Source organism: Stenotrophomonas sp. YJH_SMC_110, from assembly GCF_059369255.1.
Window position 1 is genome coordinate 144,609 of record NZ_JCAFSM010000007.1, and the last position, 15,320, is coordinate 159,928.

Below are 15,320 nucleotides of genomic sequence, written 5' to 3' on the forward strand. Positions count from 1 at the left end.
AGCCCGCACGCGTCGCGCGGAGCACCGGCACATCGGCCGGCGCCCCGTTGCTTCACATCGTCACCTTGCGCCGGTTGTCATCGCTCACCCGGTCGATCAGCTTGTTGTAGGGATCGAAGCCTGCTTCGTCCGGCTTTTCATCCACCGTCACCGTGATCTTCGGCGCGGCGCTGGTGATGTGGTGGCGCTGCAGGTACAGCACCTTCTGGTCGCGCTCCTTGCCCGACGGTCCGGTGGCGAACACGCCGATCTCGACCCAGTCATCCATCTTCGCGTCGCTCTCCCTGCCCTTGCCATCGGCGTACTGCTTGGCGGCATGCAGGTCCAGGGTCACGTCGTAGCGGCCGTCAGCACGTTTGCGGGCGCTGGCGGCCATCACCCGGTTGTCGTAGAAGCTGATCTTCTCGAACAGGTCGGTGACCAGCTGCTGGCGGTCGGCCGGGGTCTCGGCGCGGATGTAGCCCAGCAGCTCGCGTGAGGTGGTGTACGGCGGCTGCTGGTAGCCCTTGTCCTGCAGGAAGCGCTTCAACGCACGGTTCAGCGCCTGCTCGCCGATTTCCTCGCGCAGGCGGTAGAACACCAGCGAACCCTTCTGGTAGTGGATGTACTGCTGGTTTTCCACGCGTTCCAGCGGCTGTTCCTCGATGGCTTCGCCACCGCGGCCGGACAGGTAGCCGTCCAGTTCGCGCTTGAGGAACTGGCGCATGTGCTGGCGGCCGTATTCCTGCTCCATCACCATCAAGGCCGAGTACTGCGACAGCGATTCGGACAGCACGGTCGCACCCTGCACGTTGGCGCCGATCACCTGGTGCGCCCACCACTGGTGCGCGATCTCGTGCGCGGTCACGTAGAACACGTAGTCCACCTTGTCCGGGTCGCGCAGGTCGGCGATGAAACCGATGGCCTCGGAATAGGGGATGGTGTTGGCGAACGACTGCGCGAAGCGGGCATAGCCCGGGAATTCGATGATGCGTACCTGGCGGTGCTGGTACGGGGTGAAGTTCGCCTCGTAATAGGCCAGCGACTTCTGCACCGCCTCGATCATCCGGTCCACGTTGTAGCCGTGCGCCGGATCGAAGTAGACCTCGATCGGGATGTCCTTGTACTTCGCCTTGCGCACCTCCCAGCGTGCCGATAGATAGGCATAGAAGTTCAGCATCGGCCGGTCCATGGCGTAGCTGAAGCAGCGCCGGCCGTTGACCGTGGTCTCGCGCTGCAGGTAGCCCGGGGCCAGCGCCACCTGGTCCGGTGCTGTGCAGACCGTGGTGCGGAAGTCGAGCCAGTCGGCATCGTTGGCAATGTACGTGTTGGCACGCGCGGCGTCGTCCTCCAGCCTGGGCATGCGCCGCGGCTCACCCAGGCCGCGCTTGCGCCGCTCGTTGCGGTCGCTGATCTCGGCGCCCTCGTTGTAGCCGAACGAGGGCAGCACGCGGCTGTTGAAGAAGGTGCCGTTGTCCACGATGTTGCTCGGCGCCAGCCCGGCGGTGATGCCATTGGGTTTCTGCACCACCCGGAAATGCACGCTGCGGGTTTCGCCCGGCTGCAGCGGCTTCTGCAGGCGGTAGATGCGGTAGCCGAGATCGGCATCGTGCAACGACAGCGTCTGCCCACCCAGGTCGACGTCGACCAGCTGCTTGTCATCGCCCATCGAGACATGCACGTCCTGGATCGGCGTGGCATGGGTATTGCGCACCGTCCAGTTCGCATCGATCACCATCGACTGCGATTCCGGGAACAGGTCCACGCGGTTGTCCACCGCCACGATGCGCGGCTGCGGCAGGGTGCGGTACTTCGACAGCTCGCGCTCGTAGCGGGCCTGCAGGTCCAGCTGCTGGTCGGGCGAGATGAACTCGTTGCGGATATTGGTGCTCCAGTACAGCCAGCTGCCCACGCCGGCGAAGGCCAATGCCGCAAGTCCGGCGAAGACGCCGGTCGGGCCGCGCAGGCGGCGGCCGGCCAGGGCCAGGCGCTGGCGCAGGCCCTGGCTGACACCGCGCACCCAGAGCGCCGATGCCAGGCACATCAGGGTCAGCAGGAACAGCGCCCAGTAGCCCTGGAACGCCAGCTGCCCCGGCAGGAAGTGGCCGTAGCCGTTCATGTCCGAATAGGGAGCGTTGGGCCAGCCACCGAAGGTGTACAGGTTCTGCGTGTAGTCCAGCATGCCGAGCACGCCCTGGCCGATCATCACCACGATCAGCAGCGCGTAACCGACGAACTTGTTGTTGGTGAGCACCTGCAGCACCAGTGCCAGGCCCCCCATCAGGATGTAGATCACCGAGTCCAGCGCCAGGCTGCGCAGGTACAGCAGCGGCTCCAGGTGGGTGTAGCCCTTGACCAGCTGCACGCCCATCGCCGCCAGTGCACCGGCGGCCTGGAAGCAGATGATCACTGCCAGCAGTGCGGTGAACTTGGCCAGCAGCGGTACCCAGTTCGGCACCGGCATGGCATCGGTCACTTCGTTGATGCGCGCGCTGCGTTCCTTCCACACCAGCTCACCGGCGAAGAACAGCACGATGATCACCAGCAGCCAGCTGAAGGCCCCCTGCAGGCCCATGATCATCTGCGAGGTGACCGGCCAGATCGAGGTGCCGTACAGGGTCTGCCGGAACAGCGCGTTGGGCAGGAAATTGGCCAGGCCCAGCACCAGCAGCACGATGAACGGCACGCTGCGCAGGACGCCGCGCGTGTCGAAGCGCACCTGGCGCAGGAACTGTTGCCACGCGGTGGTCGCGCTGAATGCCGGTACCACGCGCGGCAACGGGTTGCGGTTGGGCCGGAGGGCGGCGGCGTCGGCAACCGGCTGCGCCTGCCGGCGGCCCCAGCGACGACGGCCGCTGCCGCTGCGCTCGGTGCGGAACAGGGCGAACGTGGCGGCGAACAGCAGCGCCGTCACACCCAGCCACAGGGCACGGTTGGCCAGCAGGTAGCCCGCCAGGCCGGGAACGCCGCTGTTGTGCTCGGCGGTGGACCAGTAGCGGATGGTGCGTGACAGGGCGCGCATGCCCAAAGGCTCGCTGAGCACCGCCAGCCAGGTGTTGTCGATGTCGCGCAGCACCGCCGCGCTGGCGCCGAACAGGACCAGGTAGGCCACCAGCCCGATGTAGACCCACAGGATCGAACGCGTGACCGCTGCCAGCAATGACAGCAGCGCGGTGGTGAACAACAGGTTGGGAATGACGATGACCGCAAAACTCCAGGCATAGCCCTGCCAGCTGATCGGCCCCATGCGCTCGGCGTCCACCCAGGGCATGAACGGTGCCAGCCAGAGCCCGAAAGCGACCAGCAGGTAGAACAGCAGGCCGGTAGCCAGGGCGGCGGCGATGCGGCCGGCCAGGTAATCGCGGCGTTTCACCGGGCTGGCGAAGATCAGCTCGGCGGTGCCCAGTTCGAAGTCACGCAGCAGCGCATTGCTGACGAACAGGGCGGTGACCAGCATTCCGAGCAGGGTGAAGATGCCCAGCATCTGCGCGATCACGGTGGGCGCGTTGCTGTGCACGTTGCCGCTGCCACCACCGATCTGTACGGCGTCGCTGGACGCAGCGGCGAAGGCAAGCAGGGCGAACAGCCCGGCCAGCAGCCACAGCAGCGGGGAACGCAGCTGCTCGCGCAGCTCGAAACGGAAGAAATCGAGGATCATGGCGTGCTCCGCTCAGGCTGCTGCGCGAGCACGGGCCTGCAGGCGCAGGCGCTGGAAGTACACGTCTTCGAGGTCGGGAGCCACGGCCGCAAAGCCGTCGCCGGGGTCGTTGGCGCTGTGCACATGGATCACCGGGCGGCCACCGACCAGACGGGTCGACAGCACCACGTAGCGCGCTTCATGGTCGGCCAGCTCCGAAGGATCGACCTGCTTGCGCCAAACCTGGTGCTGCAGGGCGTTGATCGCTTCGCTGGGGCGGCCGGTCAGCAGCACCTGGCCCTTGTTCATGATCGCCATCGTCGGGCACAGGTCGGTCACGTCCTCGACGATGTGGGTGGACAGGATCACCGCTACGTTCTCGCCGATCGCCGCCAGCAGGTTGAGGAAGCGGTTGCGTTCCTCCGGGTCGAGGCCGGCGGTGGGCTCGTCGACGATCACCAGCCGCGGGTCGCCCAGCAGCGCCTGGGCAATGCCGAAGCGCTGGCGCATGCCGCCGGAGTAGGTGCCCAGCTTGCGCTTGCGGGCATCCCACAGGTTCACCTGCTGCAGCAGCCCATCGACCACCTCGCGGCGCTGCGCGCGTTGGGTCAGGCCCTTGAGCACTGCGAAATGCTCCAGCAGGTCCAGCGCGCTGACTTTCGGGTACACGCCGAAATCCTGCGGCAGGTAGCCCAGCCGACGGCGCACGGCGTCCTTGTCGCGCAGCACGTCGATCGGCGCCTCGCCCGGAATGCTGAGCGTCACCGTGCCGCTGTCGGCCTCCTGCAGGGTGGACAGCGTGCGCATCAGCGAGGACTTGCCGGCGCCGTTCGGGCCGAGCAGGCCGAACATGCCCCGCGGGATGTCCAGGGTGACGTTGTTGAGGGCATGCACGCCGTTGGCGTACGTCTTGGACAGCGAATCGATCTTCAGCATGCGACGTACACCTTTCCATGGGCAATGTCTGCGCGTTATCCGCGCAACCGCCTCCGTGCGCATCCGCCGTTGGTCATGGGGGGAGAATCCCGCCGTCGTGCGTTGGCCAGCGCGCCGGCCCAGCGGCGCCTTACCCGCGCAGGGATGATTCGCGCACCACCAGCTTCACCGGGATGCTCTGGCTGTCCACCGGCTGCCGGCCGATCAGCGCCAGCAGGCGTTCCACCAGCAGCTGGCCGGCCTGCTTGGTGTCCTGCTGCACCGTGGTCAGCGCGGGGGATACCGAAGCGGCCAGCGGGATGTCGTCGAAGCCGGTCACCGCCACGTCCTGCGGCACCCGCAGCCCGGCCTCGCGCAGGGCGCGCATCGCACCGATGGCGATCAGGTCGCTGGCCGCGCAGATCGCATCGATCGGCTCGCCGCGCGCCAACAGGGCCTGGCAGGCTTCCTGGCCGGAGGCTTCAGTGGTGATCGCATCGTGCTGCAGCGCCGATTCGGGGGCCAGGCCGTGGTCCTGCAGAGCCGCGACGTGGCCGCGGTAGCGCTCCTGGAATTCGGGGTAGTGGCTGGAGGCATGGCCGAGGAAGGCGATGCGGCGGCAGCCCTGCTGCAGCAGGTGGGTGGTGATGTCATGCCCGCCCTGGAAGTTGTCGCTGCCGATCGAGACACCGGGCTGGCCGGGCAGGGCGGCGCCCCAGCGCACGAAGTGCGTGCCCTGTTCGACCAGCCGCTGCAGGCGGTCGCGCGATTCGTGATAGTCGCCGTAGCCGAGCAGGATGATGCCGTCGGCCTTGTTGCTGTCCTCGTAATCGGCCTGCCAGTCGGTGGACAGCTGCTGGAACGAGACCAGCAGGTCCTGCCCGTGCAGGGCGCAGGCGCGGGTGATCGAGCCCAGCATCGAATGGAAGAACGGGTTGATCAGCGAGTCGTCGTTGGTCGGGTCCTCGAAGAACAGCAGGGCCAGCGTGCCGGCATTGCGCAGGCGCAGGCTGGAGGCATTCTTGTCGACCTTGTAGTTCAGCTCGCGGGCAATGCGCAGGATGCGCTCACGGGTCTCGGCGTTGACCATCGGGCTGCCACGCAGGGCCCGCGACACGGTCGGCTGGGAGACCCCGGCCAGGTGGGCGATGTCCAGGGAGGTGGCTTTGCCTTTGATCGTCATGTGTGGGCGGAGCGGGCATGTGGGAGGTGCCCGGGCATGATGCCATGCGCAGACGCGAATGCCCCTCCGGGCGTCGGCCTGGGCGCAGGTAAGTTATTGCCGGACAAGGAAATCAGCCTGATCCTTCGGTGCGGTCGGGGTCTCCTGACCGGGCGGAAGGCGGCGGCAATGGTAAGATGCGTCGTTCTCGCATTCCCCCAAATTTCACCAGGGGCGGCTCAGCGTACTGCACCCCGCCCGGGGCTGTGCTATCACTGGCGGTCTGCCCCTGGACAACGGACGAAGGTACCTATGGCGCGCGGCATCAACAAAGTCATCCTGGTCGGCAATCTCGGCAACGACCCGGACGTGAAGTACACCCAGGGCGGCATGGCGATCACCCGCATCAGCCTGGCCACCACCAGCGTCCGCAAGGACAAGGATGGCAACCAGCAGGAGCGCACCGAATGGCACCGCGTGGTGTTCTTCGGCAAGCTCGGCGAGATCGCCGGCGAGTACCTGCGCAAGGGCAGCTCGGTCTACGTCGAAGGCAGCCTGCGCTACGACAAGTACACCGGCCAGGACGGCGTGGAGAAGTACTCCACCGACATCATCGCCGATGAAATGCAGATGCTGGGCGGCCGCGGTGAAGGCGGTGGCGGTGGTGGTGGCAACTACGGCGGCGATCGTCCGCAGCGCCAGCAGGCGCCGCGCCAGGAGTATGGCGGTGGCGGCGGTGGCCAGCGTGGCGGCCAGGGCGGTGGCTATGGCAACCAGGGCGGCAACCAGGGCGGGGGTTACGGCAACCAGGGCGGCAACCAGCGCCCGCAGCCGCAGCAGGCGCCGCCGATGGACGACTTCGCTGACGACGATATTCCGTTCTAAGCGTACCTTCCGTTTATCCCGACAAGGGCTCCTGGCACGCGTGCCCGGGGCCCTTCTCGTTACAGGCGACGTGGCAGGATCCCATTGCCCGGCGGCAGGATGCGGACGTTCGTCGACCTCGTCACCGATTGCCGAACATTCCCTGGTCCAGCAGGCAGTCAATGAACGCGCCCAGCAGGGCGGGGCGATGCCGCCTGTTCGGGTAGTAGAGAAAAAGCCCGGGCCGCGAGACCGACCAATCCGCCAGTACCCGCACCAGCAGTCCCTGTGCCAACAGTTCGCCCACACCATCCTGTTCGAAGTGATAGGCGATTCCAAGGCCGGCCAGGGCCGACGCAATCCCGATGTCAGCGTGATTGGTGACGACAGGACCGTCCACGGCGACCTCGAGGTGGCGACCTCGCTTCTTGAACTCCCATCGGTACTGCCTGCCATCGCTCTGCAGCCGCCAGTTGATGCAGGCGTGATCCTGCAGTTCCGCCGGAGTTCGCGGTGTTCCGCGGCGTGCCAGGTAATCCGGTGACGCCACGGCCACCATGTTCAGGTCCGGGGTGAGGCGGATGGCCACCATGTCCTTCTCGAGCTGACCACCCACGCGGATGCCCGCATCAAACCGGCCACTGACGATGTCGCTGAGCGCGTCGTCGACCACGATGTCGACAACGACATCAGGGTAGGCCTGGTGGAAGCGGGCAAGCCGCGGGGCAATCAGTGTTCTCGCGGCGATGCCCAGCGTATTGATTCGCAGGGTCCCGTTGATCCGTCCGCTGGCTTCGCTGGTTTCAGCGACCGCGACGGCCAACTCCTGGAACAGCGGCGCGATGCGCGCGTACAGTCGCCCGCCGCTTGCCGAGGGCGCCACGCTTCGTGTCGTGCGATTGAGAAGGCGGGTGCCGAGACGGCCTTCCAGTTGGCGGATGGTCTGGCTCAGGGCCGAGGGCGATACCCCCAGATGTTCCGCCGCCCGCGCGAAGCTCTGACGTTCCACTACCGCCACGAAGGCCTTCAGTTCAGCGAACTCGGATCCGCGCATTATGTGAGATTCTTGACATAACCCATTCGGATTATAGGGCATTCACTTAACCGGCCTGCGTGCACATCCTGAGCGCCTGACCACTGCAGGAGCCAGGAATGAATGCGTTGACCCTCCCAGAACCCATTGCCGCGTACTTCGCGGCCGAACATGACCCTGAACTGCTGGCGCGTTGTTTTGCCGCCCAGGCTGTGCTGAAGGACGACGGGCACACCCTCGTCGGCGTCGACGCCATCAAAGCCTTCCTGGCCGAGGCATCGGCCAAATACAGCGCCACCAGCGTGCCGAGCGCCATCGAACGGCAGGAGAAACACCACGTTGTCCGTGCCATCGTGAGCGGTAACTTCCCCGGCAGTCCGATTCTGCTGAGCTACCGTTTCGAACTGGAACGGGACCTGATCGCATCGCTGGAGATCACGGCATGAGCTTCGATCTTCAACTCGGTGGCCTGCGGGCCGTGGTGACCGGAGGCACGGCCGGTGTGGGGGCGGCGGTGGTCAGGACCCTCGCCGAGGCCGGGGCCAGGGTAATGACGTCGGCGCGCAGCCTGCCGGCACGCCCGGTGGAAGGAGTCGCCTACGTAGCCGCCGATCTGTCGACGGCCGAGGGCACCGGCATTTTCGCCCACGCCGTGCTGCAGGCATGGGGCGGCGCAGACATCCTGGTCAATGTGCTGGGGGGATCAAAGACACCTGCCGGTGGCTTCGCAGCGATCAGTGATGCGCACTGGCTTGCCGAGCTGAACCTGAATCTGATGCCGGCGGTCCGCCTGGATCGTGCCTTGCTGCCATCCATGCTCGCGCAGAGCGCTGGCGTGATCATCCACGTCAGTTCGATCCAGCGCATGCTGCCTCTGCCGGAGTCCACCACCGCCTACGCCGCCGCCAAAGCGGCACTCACGACCTACAGCAAGTCGCTTTCACGAGAGGTCACCCCCAAGGGCGTGCGGGTGCTGAGCGTAGCGCCGGGCTGGATCGAGACAGAAGCATCCAGGGAATTTGCAGAACGGATCGCTGCGGAAGCGGGAACCGACTATGAAGGAGGCAAGAAGGTGGTCATGGACTGGCTCGGCGGGATCCCGGTGGGACGGCCCGCGGCACCGCAGGAGGTGGCCGATCTGATTGTGTTCCTGGCGTCTCCCCGGTCGGCGTCGATTGCCGGAACGGAGTATCGGATCGACGGCGGCACGGTTTCGACCCTGTAGCCAACAGGCGTCGTCCTGCTCCCACCGCCAGAAGGAAAGCCCCGCTCACGCGGGGCTTTTGTTTTCCAGGTCGGTTGCGGAGTTGTGCCTCGCAGCATTGATTTTCGTGCACTGCGACTTGCAAACACACAAATTCCTCCCCTATGGTGCAATCGATTGCATTGCAGTGAATCCTCAGTGTTTGATGTCGGTTGGGAGGCCGGCAGGTGGATGTCCATCCATTCGATCAGACCGGCTCCGGCGACGGGCCTCACGCGGCGTGATGCGTTGCGCATGGCGGTTGCTGGAGGCGTAGCCCTGGGTACTGCGGGAGCGTTGCCTGCATTCGCCGCCACCGCAGCGCTCAAGGGCAACCTGAAGCACTCCGTCGCACGCTGGACCTTCCCGCAGCTGTCGGTCGCCCAGCTCTGCACGACGGTGAAGGACATCGGCTTCGCCGCCATCGACCTGGTCGGCCCGGAAGACTGGCCCACGCTGAAGGCGAACGGCGTCTACAGCTCGATGTGCAATGGCGCGGAGCTGGGCCTGACCAAGGGCTTTGCCGGCCGCGAATTCCACGACCCGCTGGTGGAGCGCTACACGCGGCACATCGACCTGGTCGCCGATGCCGGTTACCGCAACCTCATCTGCTTCTCCGGCAATCGCAACGGCATGGACCCGCAGGACGGCATGGCCAATGCCGAGGCGGGCCTCAAGCGCATCCTCGGGCATGCCGAGAAGCGCGGCGTGGTGCTGGTGATGGAGCTACTGAACTCCAGGGTCGATCACCACGACTACCTGTGCGATCACTCGGCCTGGGGCGTGGAGCTGTGCCAGCGGCTCGGCTCGGACAACTTCGGCCTGCTCTACGACATCTACCACATGCAGATCATGGAGGGCGACATCATCGCCACCATCGGCAAGCATCACGCCTGCTTCAAGCATTACCACACTGCAGGCGTGCCGGGCCGGAACGAGATTGGAGACCAGCAGGAGCTCCACTATCCGGCCATCTGTCGCGCGATCCGCGACACCGGTTTCAAGGGGTATCTGGCGCAGGAATTCACGCCTGCAGCGCCCGATCCCGTTGCCTCATTGCGCGAGGCGATCCGCCTCTGCGACGTCTGAAACGATATCCACCCAGGTGAGAGACCATGGCAGATAATCACTACGACGCCATTGTTGTTGGCTCGGGAATCAGTGGCGGTTGGGCAGCGAAGGAGCTGACCGAGAAGGGCCTGAAGGTCCTGATGCTGGAACGCGGGCGCAACATCGAGCACGTCAAGGACTACGTCAATGCGATGAAGGAAGCGTGGGACTTCCCGCATCGCAACCGGCCGACGCAGGCGATGAAGGCCGCCTTCCCGGTGCTGATGCGCGACTACGGCCTGGCCGAGAACCTGGAAGGAATGTGGGCCAACGAGCAGGACTCACCCTACATCGAAACCAAGCGCTTCGACTGGTTCCGTGGCTACCACGTGGGCGGGCGCTCGCTGATGTGGGGCCGGCAGAGCTATCGGTTTTCCGACCTGGACTTCGAAGCGAACCTCAAGGATGGCATCGCCACCGACTGGCCGATCCGCTATGCCGACATCGCGCCGTGGTACGACCATGTAGAGAGGTTCGCCGGCATCGCCGGCACGCGCGAAGGACTGGACGTGCTGCCGGACGGCGAGTTCCTGCCGCCGATCCCGTTGAACATCGTCGAGAAGGACGTGGCCGCGCGGATCAAGAAGGCCTTCGGCGGAACGCGGCACATGATCCACTCGCGCACCGCCAACATCACCCAGCCGATGCCCGAGCAGGGGCGCGTGAACTGCCAGTACCGCAACAAGTGCATCCTGGGCTGTCCCTTCGGTGCCTATTTCTCGACCCAGGCGGCGACGCTGCCAGCGGCGATGAAGACCGGCAACCTGACCTTGCGGCCGTTCTCGATCGTCAAGGAAGTGCTCTACGACAAGGATCGCAAGCGTGCGCGCGGCGTGGAGGTGATCGATGCCGAGACCGGGCAGACCTACCAGTACACCGCCAAGGTCATCTTCCTCAATGCATCGTCGTTCAATTCGACCTGGCTGCTGATGAACTCGGCGACCGATGTGTGGGAGGGGGGACTGGGTTCTTCGTCGGGCGAGCTGGGGCACAACGTGATGGACCATCATTTCGGTGCGGGCGCCTCGGGCCGGGTCGAGGGCTACGAAGACAAGTACTACTTCGGCCGCCGTCCGTGCGGTTTCTACATTCCGCGCTTCCGCAACGTCGCGGCCGACAAGCGCGGCTACCTGCGCGGGTTCGGTTACCAGGGCGGTGCCAGCCGCACCGGCTGGTCGCGCGAGATCGCCGAGCTGAACATCGGTGCCGACCTGAAGGAGGCGCTGACCGTACCGGGCGACTGGCGCATCGGCATGACCGGGTTCGGTGAAATGCTGCCGCACCACGACAATACGATCCGCCTGGACCACGACCGCAAGGACAAATGGGGGCTGCCGGTGCTGGCGATGGACGTGTCCATGCGCGCCAACGAACTGGCGATGCGCAAGGACATGGCCGCCGATGCTGCCGAGATGCTGGAGGCGGCTGGCGTCAAGGACGTGAAGATGCACGACCACGACTATGCCCCGGGCAAGGGCATCCACGAGATGGGGACCGCACGCATGGGACGTGACCGGAAGAGCTCGGTATTGAACGCGCACAACCAGGTCTGGGATGCGCCCAACGTCTATGTGACCGACGGTGCCTGCATGACCTCCAGCGCCTGCGTGAATCCTTCGCTGACCTATATGGCGCTGACCGCGCGCGCGGCCGACCACGCGGTACGCGAACTGAAAGCGGGGAACCTCTGATGGATCGCCGCGAACTGTTGAAGATGATCGTTGCCGCCACCGGCGCGGCCATGGTCGGCCTGCCTGCGCTCGCGCAGGGAAACGCCGCTGCGGCACCGGTGAAGACCCTGTTCTCCGATGCCGACATCGGCACGCTGGACGAGATCGCCGAGACCATCCTGCCGCGGACCCGGACGCCAGGGGCGAAGGATGCCGGCGCCGGCCTGTTCATGGCGACCTTCGTCAGCGATTGCTACACCGCCCGGCAGCAGGCAACGTTCCGGGCAGGCCTGGTCGATATCGACAAGCGCGCCGGCGGCCGGTTTGTGGCGCTTGCGCCGGAAGCCCGCACCCAGTTGCTGCGAACGCTGGACGCCGAAGCCAAGGCGCGCTCTGCCGACGTGACCGAGACCGGTACGCCTGAAGAGGGCGAGGCGATGCCGCATTACTTCACGATGATCAAGCAGCTGGCCATCTTCGGCTTCTTCACCTCCAAGGTCGGGGCGACCGGCGTGCTGCAGTACGTCGCGGTGCCCGGCCGCTACGACGGCGATCTCGCCTATGTCCCCGGTACGCCCGCGTGGGGGACCAGCTGATGGACACCACCCTGATGATCCGCCCTGCGTTGATCACTGTTGGCCTGCTGGCCGCTGCATCTGCATTCGCGCAGGACAGTGCCGACGCTGCGCGCGACCCGAAGAAGACCGAAGTGTGGACCCCCGTGCCCGCTGTCGTGGCCACGCCGCCAGGCAAGGCCCCCTCCGACGCGATCGTGCTGTTCGATGGCAAGGATGTCTCCGCGTGGGAATCGGAGCAGGGCGGACGCGTGCCCTGGAAGGTTGCCGGGGGCGCCATGACCGTCGTTCCGGGCAGCAAGGGCATCCGCACCCGGCAACGCTTCTGCGATGTCCAGCTGCATGTGGAGTGGCGCACGCCCACTGACACGAAGGGCTTCGACGGCCAGAACCGGGGCAACAGCGGGATCTTCCTGCAGGAACTGTATGAACTGCAGGTGCTCGACAGCTACAACAACCCGACCTATGCCAATGGCCAGGCGGGCTCCATCTACAAGCAGGCCATGCCGCGGGTGAATGCCTCGCGCGCGCCGGGCCAGTGGCAGGCCTACGACATCATCTGGAAGGCACCGCGCTTCTCGGTGGGCGGTGGGCTTGTGTCGCCCGCGCGCATCACGGTGCTGCACAACGGCGTGCTGGTGCAGGATGACACCGTGCTGGCAGGCAAGACCGAGTACATCGGGGCGCCCTCGTATTCGCCCCATGCGTGTGCGCCGCTCTATCTGCAGGAGCATGACTCCAGGGTCAGTTACCGCAACATCTGGGTGCGCGAGCTGTAGTGGCATGCGGCTGGCGTGGCCGCCGGCCGCTTACTTCGCCAGGTAGCTGGCGATATCGTCGATCTCCTGCTGTGACAGCTGGGAGAAGGGCGGCATCAGGCCGCCGCCCTTGCTGATCTTTTCCTTGATCTGTGCAGGTGCCATGCGCTTGCCGATGTCGGTGAGTGCCGGGAACGCGCCCGGCATGCCCGCGCGATCGGCGCCGTGGCAGGCCACGCAGTTCGCGGTGTAGAGCTTTGCTCCCGCAGCCGGGTCGCCCTTGCACCAGGCGGCTGTCGCAACACTCATGCCGCCCAGGGCCACCGCCATTGCCAGGATCATTTTCATGTGGGGCTCCTTGATGCGTCAGCGCCGCGCACGGGCAGGCGTATTGGTGGTCAGGTGTTCACGCAGATAGTCGGCGCCGGCCTGGACGACCTTGGCCGGCTCGCGTGGCTGGTCGTGCTCGATGATGTACCAATGCACGCCAGCGACCGCCGCAGCAGGCAGGATCGCGTTCCAGTCCAGTACGCCCTGGCCCACCGCAGCGAATCCGCCTTCGTCTTCGGCCTGGCCCTTGGGCGCATTGTCCTTGGCGTGTACCGCGAATACGTGGCCGCGGAACTTCCCCAGCATCACCGCCGGGTCCAGGCCCGCACGCGCAACCCAGGCCAGGTCCAGCTCGGTCTGCAGGTCGGGGCCGGCGGCGGCGAACAGCAGTTCCAGCCCGGTCCTGCCATCGAAGTCGACCAGCTCGAAGTCGTGGTTGTGATAGGCCAGGCGCATGCCCTTGCCGCGCACCTGTTTCGCGATCCGGCCCAGTTCCTGTCCCAGGGCGGTCCAGCCGGCGGCATCGCTCGGGCGTTCCTTCCTGTCCAGGTACGGCACCACCAGCGTGGTGTTGCCGATCGACCGGTTGAAGGTCACCACCCCATCCAGGTTGCTGCGCAGCTCGGCCAGCGGCACATGCGATGAAATGGCCTTGATCGAATACCGGTCCAGCAGCTGCTTCAGTTCCGCGGCACTGACGTTCTGCGTGCCGACGGTTTCCACCGCGCGCACACCGGCATCGTGGACGATCTTCAACTGTTGCTCGAGCGAGCCGGCATTGCGCAGGGTGTACATCTGCACCGCTATCGGCTTCTGCGCGCTGGCGGCTTCGACTGCGAAGGCGGGCAGCGCCGCGAGCAGCAGGACGAGGCTTGCACTTCGACGGACAAGGGCTTTCATCAACAGATCCTCCCGGGATTCAACCGATGGTGGTCCAGGCGCGTGACCTGGCCGATGCAATGACACGATCAACGATCCGCGCCGAACGCATGCCGTCCTCGAAGGTGGGCAGGCCGTCCGGTTGCTCGCCGTCGATAGCGCGATAGGTGTCGGCGACAAACGCCTCGAAGCACTGGGCGTAGCCCTGCGCGTGCCCGGCCGGCAGCACCGACAGCCGGCGCTGTTCGGCAGTGCCCGCGCCGGGCCCGCGCACGAAGATTTCCTCGCGCTGGTCGGGCAGGCCGATCCACAGCCGCTCGGCGTCCTCCTGGTCGAAGGCGATGCTGGCGTTGGCGCCGTCGATCTCGAACCAGAGGCGGTTGCGGCGTCCGGCCGAAACCTGGCTCACCGTCAACGACGCCAGCGTACCGGCGCCGGTCCTGAACATCGCCGTTGCCACGTCCTCGCTCGCGACCGCCTGCGTCGCGCCGTTCGCTGCCGGTGTGCTGAAGCTCTGGCCGGTGACGGCGCTGCGTTCGGCGATCACCGTGGCAAACGCCGCGTTCACTTCGGTGAAGCGCTCGCCACTGACCCATTCGACCAGGTCGCACCAGTGCGAACCAATGTCGGCGAACACGCGCGAGGTGCCGCCCAGCGCCGGGTCCACGCGCCAGTTGTTGCTGGCCGGGTCCAGCAGCCAATCCTGCAGGTAGCTGCCATGGATCAGGTGCAGCGGCCCCAGGTCACCCTGGGCGATGCGTGCACGGGCCTCGCGCACCACCGGGTGGTAGCGGTAGACGAAGGGGACGGTGGCAACCAATCCGGTCGAGGCGGCCAGTACCGCCAGCGCCTGCGCATCGTCCAGCGTCGTCGCCAGCGGCTTCTCGCAGATCACGTGCTTGCCGGCTTCCAGCGCAGCCTGTGCCATGGCGCGGTGCAGATGGTTGGGCGTGCACACGTGCACCACCTGTACCTGCGGATCGGCGATCACCTCCTCGATATCCCGGTAGGCGCGCGGGACATTCCAGGAGTGCGCTGCCTCATGCGCGCGCTGCGGTGACGAGGCGGCCACGCCGCGTACCTCGGCGCCGGCGAGCAAGGCCGCGCGGCGGTGCACGGCGCCGATCATGCCGGTGCCGACGATGGCGATTCCAAGCTTGGGCAT

Annotated in this window: 14 protein-coding genes; 7 read left to right on the top strand and 7 right to left on the bottom strand. The window is 66.1% G+C overall.

Annotated features, from left to right (window positions below):
• Positions 1-52: 52 nt before the first annotated feature.
• The 3 genes from AC5P6H_RS14305 to AC5P6H_RS14315 all read right to left on the bottom strand — a co-directional run bounded on the left by AC5P6H_RS14305 (position 53) and on the right by AC5P6H_RS14315 (position 5,714).
• The gene (locus tag AC5P6H_RS14305) at positions 53-3,637 is read right to left on the bottom strand and encodes an ABC transporter permease/M1 family aminopeptidase (RefSeq protein ID WP_495202793.1); all 3,585 of its coding nucleotides are present in this window, start codon (positions 3,635-3,637) and stop codon (positions 53-55) included.
• Between the two features lie 12 nt (positions 3,638-3,649).
• Positions 3,650-4,552, bottom strand: coding sequence for an ABC transporter ATP-binding protein (locus AC5P6H_RS14310; protein WP_046429400.1), 903 nt, complete (start codon positions 4,550-4,552; stop codon positions 3,650-3,652).
• A 130-nt stretch (positions 4,553-4,682) separates the two neighbouring features.
• The gene (locus tag AC5P6H_RS14315) at positions 4,683-5,714 is read right to left on the bottom strand and encodes a LacI family DNA-binding transcriptional regulator (RefSeq protein ID WP_495202794.1); all 1,032 of its coding nucleotides are present in this window, start codon (positions 5,712-5,714) and stop codon (positions 4,683-4,685) included.
• A gap of 291 nt (positions 5,715-6,005) precedes the next feature.
• Here AC5P6H_RS14315 and AC5P6H_RS14320 point away from each other — a divergent pair, with 291 nt between their 5' ends.
• Positions 6,006-6,578, top strand: a complete 573-nt coding sequence (locus tag AC5P6H_RS14320) for a single-stranded DNA-binding protein (RefSeq protein WP_043034165.1) — start codon at positions 6,006-6,008, stop codon at positions 6,576-6,578.
• A 121-nt stretch (positions 6,579-6,699) separates the two neighbouring features.
• Here the strand turns inward: AC5P6H_RS14320 and AC5P6H_RS14325 are convergent, their stop codons facing one another.
• Entirely contained in the window at positions 6,700-7,611 is a 912-nt protein-coding gene (locus AC5P6H_RS14325) for a LysR family transcriptional regulator (protein ID WP_049404958.1), read from the bottom strand.
• Between the two features lie 98 nt (positions 7,612-7,709).
• Here AC5P6H_RS14325 and AC5P6H_RS14330 point away from each other — a divergent pair, with 98 nt between their 5' ends.
• The 6 genes from AC5P6H_RS14330 to AC5P6H_RS14355 all read left to right on the top strand — a co-directional run bounded on the left by AC5P6H_RS14330 (position 7,710) and on the right by AC5P6H_RS14355 (position 12,967).
• Positions 7,710-8,036, top strand: a complete 327-nt coding sequence (locus AC5P6H_RS14330; protein WP_495202795.1) for a nuclear transport factor 2 family protein — start codon at positions 7,710-7,712, stop codon at positions 8,034-8,036.
• A complete protein-coding gene (locus AC5P6H_RS14335; protein ID WP_075076561.1) occupies positions 8,033-8,815 on the top strand; it encodes an SDR family oxidoreductase in 783 nt (260 codons plus the stop codon). Before AC5P6H_RS14330 ends, AC5P6H_RS14335 begins: the two co-directional genes overlap by 4 nt.
• 210 nt (positions 8,816-9,025) lie before the next feature.
• Complete coding sequence (locus tag AC5P6H_RS14340) at positions 9,026-9,922, top strand: hydroxypyruvate isomerase family protein (protein ID WP_049404955.1); 897 nt, start codon at positions 9,026-9,028, stop codon at positions 9,920-9,922.
• Positions 9,923-9,948: 26 nt separating this feature from the next.
• Complete coding sequence (locus AC5P6H_RS14345; RefSeq protein ID WP_046429409.1) at positions 9,949-11,634, top strand: GMC oxidoreductase; 1,686 nt, start codon at positions 9,949-9,951, stop codon at positions 11,632-11,634.
• Positions 11,634-12,209, top strand: a complete 576-nt coding sequence (locus AC5P6H_RS14350; protein WP_014646300.1) for a gluconate 2-dehydrogenase subunit 3 family protein — start codon at positions 11,634-11,636, stop codon at positions 12,207-12,209. The genes AC5P6H_RS14345 and AC5P6H_RS14350 overlap by 1 nt, the downstream gene beginning before the upstream one ends.
• Positions 12,209-12,967, top strand: coding sequence for a 3-keto-disaccharide hydrolase (locus AC5P6H_RS14355; RefSeq protein ID WP_046429464.1), 759 nt, complete (start codon positions 12,209-12,211; stop codon positions 12,965-12,967). The genes AC5P6H_RS14350 and AC5P6H_RS14355 overlap by 1 nt, the downstream gene beginning before the upstream one ends.
• Before the next feature lie 30 nt (positions 12,968-12,997).
• On the opposite strand, the gene AC5P6H_RS14360 is transcribed toward AC5P6H_RS14355, so the two are convergent.
• The 3 genes from AC5P6H_RS14360 to AC5P6H_RS14370 are packed head-to-tail and all read right to left on the bottom strand — an operon-like array spanning position 12,998 to position 15,320.
• The gene (locus tag AC5P6H_RS14360; RefSeq protein WP_032961525.1) at positions 12,998-13,294 is read right to left on the bottom strand and encodes a c-type cytochrome; all 297 of its coding nucleotides are present in this window, start codon (positions 13,292-13,294) and stop codon (positions 12,998-13,000) included.
• Positions 13,295-13,312: 18 nt separating this feature from the next.
• Entirely contained in the window at positions 13,313-14,176 is an 864-nt protein-coding gene (locus AC5P6H_RS14365) for a sugar phosphate isomerase/epimerase family protein (RefSeq protein WP_495202796.1), read from the bottom strand.
• A gap of 19 nt (positions 14,177-14,195) precedes the next feature.
• Positions 14,196-15,320 (bottom strand): Gfo/Idh/MocA family protein, encoded by a 1,125-nt coding sequence (locus tag AC5P6H_RS14370; protein ID WP_126411819.1) that lies wholly within the window; start codon positions 15,318-15,320, stop codon positions 14,196-14,198.